General features: G+C 70.3%; 5 protein-coding genes. 4 read left to right on the top strand and 1 reads right to left on the bottom strand.

Annotated elements, in window-relative coordinates; all coding sequences use genetic code 11:
• Positions 1-798 precede the first annotated feature (798 nt).
• The 3 genes from ACFWN2_RS12325 to ACFWN2_RS12315 all read left to right on the top strand — a co-directional run bounded on the left by ACFWN2_RS12325 (position 799) and on the right by ACFWN2_RS12315 (position 3,778).
• The gene (locus ACFWN2_RS12325) at positions 799-2,286 is read left to right on the top strand and encodes an ArnT family glycosyltransferase (protein WP_382427001.1); all 1,488 of its coding nucleotides are present in this window, start codon (positions 799-801) and stop codon (positions 2,284-2,286) included.
• A gap of 75 nt (positions 2,287-2,361) precedes the next feature.
• A complete protein-coding gene (locus ACFWN2_RS12320) occupies positions 2,362-3,306 on the top strand; it encodes a hypothetical protein (RefSeq protein WP_382426999.1) in 945 nt (314 codons plus the stop codon).
• 61 nt (positions 3,307-3,367) lie between these two features.
• Positions 3,368-3,778, top strand: coding sequence for a Calx-beta domain-containing protein (locus ACFWN2_RS12315; protein WP_382426997.1), 411 nt, complete (start codon positions 3,368-3,370; stop codon positions 3,776-3,778).
• Here ACFWN2_RS12315 and ACFWN2_RS12310 read toward each other — a convergent pair.
• Positions 3,756-6,539 carry a BTAD domain-containing putative transcriptional regulator gene (locus tag ACFWN2_RS12310; RefSeq protein WP_382426996.1) on the bottom strand — a complete coding sequence of 928 codons (2,784 nt, stop codon included), beginning with the start codon at positions 6,537-6,539 and terminating at the stop codon, positions 3,756-3,758. The two genes, ACFWN2_RS12315 and ACFWN2_RS12310, sit on opposite strands and share 23 nt — an antisense overlap.
• A 211-nt stretch (positions 6,540-6,750) precedes the next feature.
• Between ACFWN2_RS12310 and ACFWN2_RS12305 the strand changes: the two genes are divergently transcribed.
• Complete coding sequence (locus ACFWN2_RS12305) at positions 6,751-8,580, top strand: sigma-70 family RNA polymerase sigma factor (RefSeq protein WP_382426994.1); 1,830 nt, start codon at positions 6,751-6,753, stop codon at positions 8,578-8,580.
• The last annotated feature ends 25 nt before the right edge of the window (positions 8,581-8,605 follow it).

Below are 8,605 nucleotides of genomic sequence, written 5' to 3'. Positions count from 1 at the left end.
TGAAAAGCTCCTCTTTGCTGATGGCCCCGACACAACGGGACAGAGAGACCGCTGAAGTCACAGATACAGCGGGTGAAGGAGCACCTTTTGAAGTCCGTGCTCGTGGACTGCGGCCGGGCACGGCGGTGCCGGCAGGAACGGGTCGTCCGCTCAGGGGCGTCCGGAGATCAGCGGATCACCGACGCCGCACCTGTGCGGGTACCATCCCGCGCGCGACTCGTAGATGAATTTTCCAACAACGGCCATGAAAACCCCCTTGCGTCATCCGCCGATACCACGAATTCACGAGACGTGCACGCGAATCAGCGGTGCGACGAAAGCACCCCACCCCAAAGAAGCCCCCAGAGCCGCCGAAGCGACAACCGCAGATTAACCAGGCCCGCAACCAGCATGGATCCGCCGAACAGCCCAATTCGGACCACATAACTTTTATCAATCCACTTATAGGCCAATCGGTGGACGACCAGGCAATGTCACGTGCCGCACCCACCCAAACACATGGTGTGACGAAACCCTGTGCCTCGCGTCACACAAACATCAAAAACCTTCACCTTCATCCACGATTTGGTATTCAAACACGTTTTGCGCTCACCAATTGAGATGGCCGAACACGTGCTCACACGCGATTCTCGGACCAATCCTCCACATTCGCAGTCAATCTGCCGCGAGGTGTTCGGGGACCTGCTATGGGCGTTCGCCGCTCAATCATGGGACCTTTCATTTCCCGCTACCCTCGCCAACGCGGTGGCTCCGGAGCCACCAAAGAGGGGAGCGATTCCGGTGTTGACGGTGCAGGGCGTGGCAACGCGGAGCGGCACCGCCGTTCCGCCGGCGTGGCGCCCGGTGGCGGTGGTCGCGGGGCTGTTCGCGGCCCTGGTCTTCCCGCTCGCCGGGAACTACGGGCTCACGGCCGACGAGCTGTACTTCCGGATGCTGGGCGACGACCCGCGCTGGGGCTACTTCGACCAACCGGCGCTCGCGCCGCTGCTCGCGAAGGCGGGCTCGGTCCTGTTCGGCGACACGGTCTGGGGCATCCGCGTTCCGGCTCTGCTGTGCGGCATGGCGATCGTCGTGCTCGCGGCCCTGATCACCGCCGAACTGGGCGGCGGCCGGCGGGCCCAGGTGCTCTCGGCGGCCGCGGCGGGCACCTCGGGCATGGTGCTCGCGATGGGTCACTTCCTGCTGACCAACAGCCCGGACCTCGTCGCGTGGTGCGCAGTCACGTTGTTCGTCCTCAAAGCGTTGCAGCGCGGCGACGGCCGGTGGTGGCTGGTCGCCGGTGTCACGTGCGGAGTGGCGACCTACGCCAAGTACGTCGTGCTCCTGCTTCCGGTGACGCTGGTGGTGGCGCTGTTGATCGTGGGCCCGCGCAAGGAGCTGCGCAGCCCGTGGCCGTGGGCAGGCGCCGGGCTGACGCTGCTGATCAGCGCGCCGAACCTCGTCTACCAGGTGGTCAACGGCTGGCCCCAGCTCGTCATGGCGCGGGCCCTGTCGGACGGGGTCTGGACCGACGGGCTGATGTTCCCCCTCGACGTCGCGATCCTGGCGGGACCGGCGGTGGCCGTGATCATGGTCGTCGGACTGGTGGGGGTGCTGCGCCGCCCGCAGTGGCAACCGATCCGCGCGCTGGGTGCCGCCTACCTCCTCGGCACGGCCCTGGTGCTCGCCATCGCGCCCAGCGGCATCGACTACACCGAGGGCTACCTCGTGCCGTTGATCGCGGCGGGCTGCGTGCTCCTCGACGAGTGGCTGGCGCGAGGCAGGAAGCGGTTGCCCGCCACGATCACCCTGCTCTCGGTCTTCGCGGTGATCCAGGTGGTCGTGACGCTGCCGGTGGTGCCCGCACGGGTGTTCGTGAAGTACCCCGCCTCCAGCCTGACGACCGAGACCTTCGGCTGGGAGCGGCTGACCCGGCAGGTGGCCGACGCCTACGCCTCCCTGCCCGCCGGGGAACAGTCGCGGGCAGTCGTGCTGACGCGGAACTTCGGCGAGGCCGGCGCGTTGCACTGGATGCGCGACGAGCACCCCGTCCCCCGGATCTACAGCGGGCACAACGAGCTCTACTTCGACGGACCGCCACCGGACACCGCGGACGTCGTGATCGCGGTGGGCGTGGCCGAGGACCGGCTGGCGCAGGACTTCCGCGAGTGCTCCGTGTTCGCGCGCATCGACAACGGCTACGGGCTGGCGACCACGGAACAGGGCAGGGCGATCTCGGTGTGCCGCGGCCAGAAGGCGCCGTGGAACGACCTGTGGCCCGGCTACCGGCTCATCGGGCCGTACTGACAACCGCACGACAACGTCGCCACAACAGCACGGCGGTACTTCTTCGGTCAGCAGGACCCACAACCGAGGGAGACCATGGTGAAAGCCAAACTGGCAACGGTGCTGGCAGGGCTACTGGCGGTCGCGACGCTCATCGCGCCGGCCGTCAACGCCACGCCGTACCAGCGCGACGTCTTCGTCCGCGACAACGTGAGCGACGTCGGCAACGAGCCCAGCACCGGCAGCATCTACTACAGCCCGGACATCAAGGTCTGCTCGACTCCGGTGCCGTGCGCGGTGTCGCAGAACCCGGTGGTGGGCGTGAACAACTACGTCTTCGTCACCCTGAGACGAAAGGCGGGCGCCGTCGGCAACGTCGACGGCAGCCTCCACCTGTACCGCAGCAACCTCGGTGGCGGCACGGCGTGGCCGGCCGGCTGGACCTACATCGGCACCGCCGGCTCGACCGTGCCGGTGAGCGGCACCACGGTCATGATCACCTGGCCCGGCTGGAACGTCCCCGGCCCGGCGCACTTCTGCCTGCTCGCCCGCTGGGTGTCGAACGCGGACCCGATGACGTTCGCCGAGACCAGCAACACCCAGCAGAACGCACAGCGGAACAACAACATCGCGTGGCGCAACGTCGACTCGGTCCGAGTTCGGCCGTTCGAACCCGTCCGCGTGCCGTACACGATCGGCAACCCCGACCGCACCGACGCCCGCCAGGCGCTGATCCTCGAACAGCCGCGCCCGTTCGCCGGCGCGATCACGTTCGACCTCGGCCAGGAGCTCACGGCCCGCTGGAAGGCCGCCGGCGGCAGGGCGACCGGCGTGAAGCAGGTCGGCGAGACGCAGTTCCAGGTCGTCGACCCCAAGGCCCGCTTCGACGGACTGGTGCTCAAGGGTGACGAGCGCGTCGAGACCGCGCTGACGTTCGAGACCGACCGGGAGACGGGACCGGCGGAGCTGCACGTGCGCCAGACCGACGCCCAGGGCGTGGACCTCGGCGGGGCGCAGTACCTGATCAACGAGAAGGACTGAGTATCAACCCCGGTGGGTCCGTCTCCGTTACTCGGAGACGGACCCACCGAAAGGGTTGTCAATGAAGACCATCATGGTGTTGTTGCTGCTTCTGCTCGGGATCGTGCCCGCGCACGGAGCAGCGGACTGCGACCCGCCGGAGTGCCCGGTCGTCGTGGACGCGATCGACGGACCGGTGCACGAGTCGGCGGACTCGTACGCGGCGGTGCTGAAACTGCGCAACGGCGCGGCGAAGCAGGACGTCGAGGTGTCCTACCGGTTCGTCGACGGCACGGCGAAGCAGGGTGAGGACTACCAGGCCGCACCGCGCGGAACGGTGACGGTCAAGAGCGGGCAGACCCAGGCCGGTGTGCCGTACCGGGTGCTGCGCGTGACGGACCAGAAGAAGCAGTTCACCCTGGAGATCACGTCGGTCAAGAACGGTCAGGCCGGCAAGCGCGTCGCGGTGTTCACGATCGCCGGCAAGAGGTGAACAGCGTGACGGCCTGAGCCAGGTGCCTGGCAGCCTCGGTCCACCGCCCGCACCGGCTCTCCAGGCCGGCGAGCGTGCGGTGGACCTGGGCCTGTTCGAACGCGTCCGGCGCCTGGGTCCTCGCCGCCAGCGCGGCGTCGAGGTGCTCGCGGGCGGCGGCCAGGTCACCCAGCGCCAGGTCGGCCTCGGCCAGCTGCCGCGACGTGGACGCCTCGCGGTGCCCGTCGCCGAGCGTGCGGCACACCACGAGCGCGTCGGTGAGGCAGTCCCTCGCCACGGCAGGATCTCCGAGCGCTAGCTGGGTGATGCCCAAGCCGCTCAACGCGTCCGCCTCGAAGCGGTGGTCGGTGATCTCACGACTGATCCGCAGGGCGTCGCCGAAGTAGCGCAGGGCCGGTTCGAGGTCGGCGAGCTGGTGGAAGGCGCCGCCCAGCGTCATCAGGGTCGCCGCCTCCAGACGCTGGTTCTCCTTGGCGCGGAACGTGTCCAGCGCCGCGAACAACGGCTCGGCCGCCAGTTCCGGCCTGCCCATCCTGACGTAGGTGTAGCCGAGGTTGCGCCGGGCCAGCGCGACACCGACCTCGTCACCGGCGGTACCGTGCACGTCCATGGCCGCGCGGTAGGACTCCAGCGCCCGGTCGAACTCGCGCAGCTCGGAGTGCGCGTTGGCGATGTTGTTGTGCAGCCGCGCTTCTCCGCGCAGGTCGCCCGCCTCGCGCACCAGCTGGAGCGCTTCCCGTTGCACCACCATGGCTTCGGCGATGCGTGAGGTCATCTGCAGCGCGATCCCCTGTCCCCGCAGCATTTCCGCCTCTGCCCGTCGGTCACCGAGCGCGCGGGCGGCTCGGACGGCGTGTTCGCACTGCTCGACGCGCGCCGCCCAGTTGCCGCGCGCCTCGAAGTAGCTCGTGAGAAGGTAGGCCAGCTGCCACGTCTCGCGGTGCAGTTCCTCGCGGGCGGCGAGCCGGATCACGTGCAGCATGTTGTCGCGTTCGGCGTCGAGGTAGGCCAGCACCTCGACGCGCTCGGAGCCGAACGGGAGGTCGTCCGAGTGCGGCCGCGCGACGAGATCATGGCGCGGGTTGAGCACCTCGCCTGCCGCATGTGCGATGGTGAGGTAGCGGTCCAGCAGGCGTTCCACGCCGTCGCCGATGTCACCGCTCTGCCGCGCGAAGAGCCGGATCAGGTCGTGCAGGGCGTACCGGCCGTTGCCCACCTCGCTGACGAGGTGCGACGCGACGAGCTCGTCGAGGCCTGGCCCCATCGCGTCGGCGAGGTCGGCGGGGAAGCTCGCGCCGGGGTGTTCGCCGAGCACGCGGAACAGCTCGGCGGCCTGCGCGCTCAACGTGCGGTGCGCGCTGGCGAACACGGTGCGGACCGTGCGGTCGTCGCCGTCGACCGTCAGCACGTCCAGCGGGTCGTTACGGGTCAGCTCCCTCACCAGGTCGGAGATACGCCTGCCCGGCCTGATCGCGAGGCGGGCGGCCGCGATGCGCAGCGCCAGCGGCAACCGTCCACAACGGACCACGAGTTCCGCCGTCGCGGCGGGTTCGGCGCTCACCCGTTCCTCGCCGAGGATGTCGGTCAGCAGGTCGTGCGCCTCGGAGTCGGTGAGCAGGTCGAGGTTCACGGTGTGCACGGCGTGGCGGGTGCCGAGCGCCGAGAGCGTGTCGCGGCTCGTGATCAGCAGCAGGTTCCCCTGGTCGCCGGGCACGAGCGGCAGCACGTCCCGCGCGCGGCGCACGTCGTCCAGCACGATGAGCACCTTCTTGCCGTGCAACAACGTCCGGTACAGCGCGGTGGGGTCGGCCGGCACCCGGTCCGCGGGAACGCCGAGGCTGTGCAGCATCTCGGTGAGCGCCTGCGCGGGCGTGAGCCGTTGGAGGTCGAGGAACACCTGGCCGTCCGGGAAGCGACCGGCGACGCGGCGCGCCCACTCGACGGCGAACGTCGTCTTGCCGACCCCGGCGACACCGGAGACCACGACGATCGGCGGCAGGTCCGCGAGGGCGGCGAACTCGGCGGCACGACCGGTGAAGTGCCCGGCGCGGGCCGGCAGCTGGGCGGGCCGCGCGCTGTGCAGGGAGGGGTCGCGGCGCAGGATGGCGGTGTGCAGGGCGGTGAGCTCAGGGCCGGGATCAACGCCGAGCTCGTCGGCGAGCCGCTGTCTGAGTCTTCGGAACGCCTCCAAGGCGTCGGCGTGCCTGCCGTCCTGGTGCAGCGCCCGCATCAGCAGTCCGACCAGCCGTTCCCTGGTCGGGTGGCCGACGACCAGCCGTTCGAGCTCCTCGACGGCGTCCGGCCGGTCGAGCCGCTCACCCCAGTGCGCCTCCAGCGCCGCGATCCGCTGCTCCCGCAACCGGTCGATCTCCGCGCGGCCCCACCCGAACAGCTCGGTGCCCGCCAGCGGCTCGCCCCGCCACAGCCCGAGGTCCCTGGTCCGCCCGAACGTCTCCGCGTCGACCGACGCGTCGAGCTGGTACCCGCCGGGCTTGGTGACGAGCGCGCCGGGCAGGCCGCAGTCGGCGAGCGCCTGCCGCACCCGTGCGACGTGGCTGTGCAGCGACCGGACGGCCGTGCGCGGCGGGTCCTCACCCCACAGCACGTCCACGAGGCGGTCGACCGCGACCGGCGAGCCCGCGCGCAGTGCGAGCACCGCGACGATGCTGCGCTGCCGGGCACCGGTCAGCTCCGCACGGCCGTGAGGGCCGCACACCTCCACCGGACCGAGAATCCGCACCTCACCAGCTGTTTCCCGCACACGGCGATACGTTAATCCGCGCTTTTGCCTGGTGGCAGCGCTGAACGTGGGACAGAACCGGCAATTCGCCGGGCGGTCCCGGCACTGGTCATGACCACTCGCGTCGACTAGAAAGCAGGCGCGGCCTTCGGGTTCGAGAAATTTCTGTTATCGCCGGATGCATCCCGCATCTCCTGGTCAGGAGACGAGCGGACCGGCAGGTGAGGTGGGCATGGCAGCACCGGAGGAACCCGGCGTCGCGACGGTGGTGGCCGCGCGCGACGGCGACCAGCGCGCGTTGGACGACCTGGTGAGCGGATACCTGCCACTGGTCTACAACATCGTCGGGCACGCGCTGGGCGGACATCCCGACACCGACGACGTGGTCCAGGAGACCATGCTCAGGGCGGTGCACGGGCTGCCCGGCCTGCGCGACCCCGCCGGGTTCCGGTCGTGGCTCGTCGTGATCGCGATGAACCAGATCCGCCTGCGGCACCGCGAGCACCTGCGCGTGCCGATCACCGGCCCGGTGCCGGAGGACGTGGCCGACCCCGGTGCGGACTTCGTCGACCTCACGATCATGCGCCTGCAGCTGTCCGGACAGCGCCGCGAGGTCGTCACCGCCACCCGCTGGCTCAGCGAGGACGAGCGCGAGCTGCTGTCGCTGTGGTGGCTGGAGGCGGCCGGGCGGCTGACCCGCACGGAGGTCGCGAACGCGCTGGAACTCACCACCCAGCACACCGCCGTGCGCGTGCAGCGGGTCAAGGCCCAGCTCGACGCCGCGCGCATCGTCGTGCGGACGCTGGAGCGGACACCGCGCTGCCCCGAGCTGGCGTACATCGTCGCGGAGTGGGACGGCGCGCCCAGTCCGTTGTGGCGCAAGCGGATCGCCCGGCACAGCCGCGACTGCGTCCGGTGCGAGCGGTGCGGGCACGACCTGGCGTCCGTCGAGGGGCTGCTCGCCCGGCTGCCGCTGGTGCCGCTGCCGGCCGCGTTCGGGTTCGGCCTGGACCAGTCCGCGCTGCTGGGGGCACAGGCCACGCAGGTCGGCACCGCTCCCGTGACGGCGGGCAAGTTCGGCCTGTTCCTGCAGGGCGCGACGGCCAAGGTGCTGGCGGCCGCGGCGGCCACCGTGCTGGTCACGGGCATCGTGGTCGCCGTGCTGCCGTCGGCCGAGGAACCGGTGGCCCGCGCGCTCCCGATCGCCACGACGAGCACGACACCGACCACCGTGCCTCCCACGACAACGCCGACGTCCGCCTCGTCGTCCGTCCCGGTGACCACCACCACGGCCCCCAAGCCCGCTCCCCCGCCCGCGATCCCCGCCACGGCGTCGGTGAAGAAGGGCGTCAGCACCTGGAACTTCGACGGCGTCGGCAAGGCGCTGACCGACGTCCGCGCGGGCTGGTACTACAACTGGGCCGCGCAGACCGACGGCATCACGACCCCGCCGAACGTCGAGTTCGTGCCGATGATCTGGGGCACGAAGTTCACCGACGACGCGACGCTCGCCCGCGCGAAGGCGAACGGCAAGGTGCTGCTCGGGTTCAACGAGCCGGACTTCCCCGACCAGGCGAACATGACCCCGGAGCAGGCACTCGACCTGTGGCCCAAGCTGCAGGCGACCGGCCTGCGGCTCGGCAGCCCCGCCGTCGCGCACAGCGGCGACAAGGCAGGCGGCTGGCTGGACAGGTTCATGTCCGGCGCCGCCCAGCGCGGCCTGCGCGTCGACTTCATCGCGGTGCACTGGTACGGCTCGGACTTCAGCGAGGCGGCCGTCGGCCACCTCAAGAACTACCTCGCGGCCGTGCACGCCCGCTACGGCAAGCCGATCTGGCTGACCGAGTACGCGCTGATCGACTTCTCCGGCGGCCAGGCCCGCTTCCCGAACCAGGAGCAGCTCGCGGCGTTCGCCCGCGGCTCCAGCGCCATGATGGAGGGCCTCCCCTACGTCGAGCGCTACGCGTGGTTCGCGCTGCCCGCGGAGAAGCCGGGCACCGGCCTGTACGCGCCCGGCGGCACCCCGAACCAGGCGGGTGAGGCATATCGCGCGGCCGGGTGAGGCACATCGCGCCGCGGGCTGACGT

This window comes from Lentzea sp. NPDC058436 (genome assembly GCF_042721515.1).
In the GTDB taxonomy this organism is placed as follows: domain Bacteria; phylum Actinomycetota; class Actinomycetes; order Mycobacteriales; family Pseudonocardiaceae; genus Lentzea.
Note: the sequence above shows the minus strand (reverse complement) of the source record. Positions and strands in the feature narration are given on the sequence as shown.

Coding starts and splice junctions, on each gene's coding strand:
- ACFWN2_RS12320 (WP_382426999.1), top strand. CDS start 2,362: ATGGTGAAAGCCAAACTGGCAACGGTGCTGGCAGGGCTACTGGCGGTC.
- ACFWN2_RS12315 (WP_382426997.1), top strand. CDS start 3,368: ATGAAGACCATCATGGTGTTGTTGCTGCTTCTGCTCGGGATCGTGCCC.
- ACFWN2_RS12305 (WP_382426994.1), top strand. CDS start 6,751: ATGGCAGCACCGGAGGAACCCGGCGTCGCGACGGTGGTGGCCGCGCGC.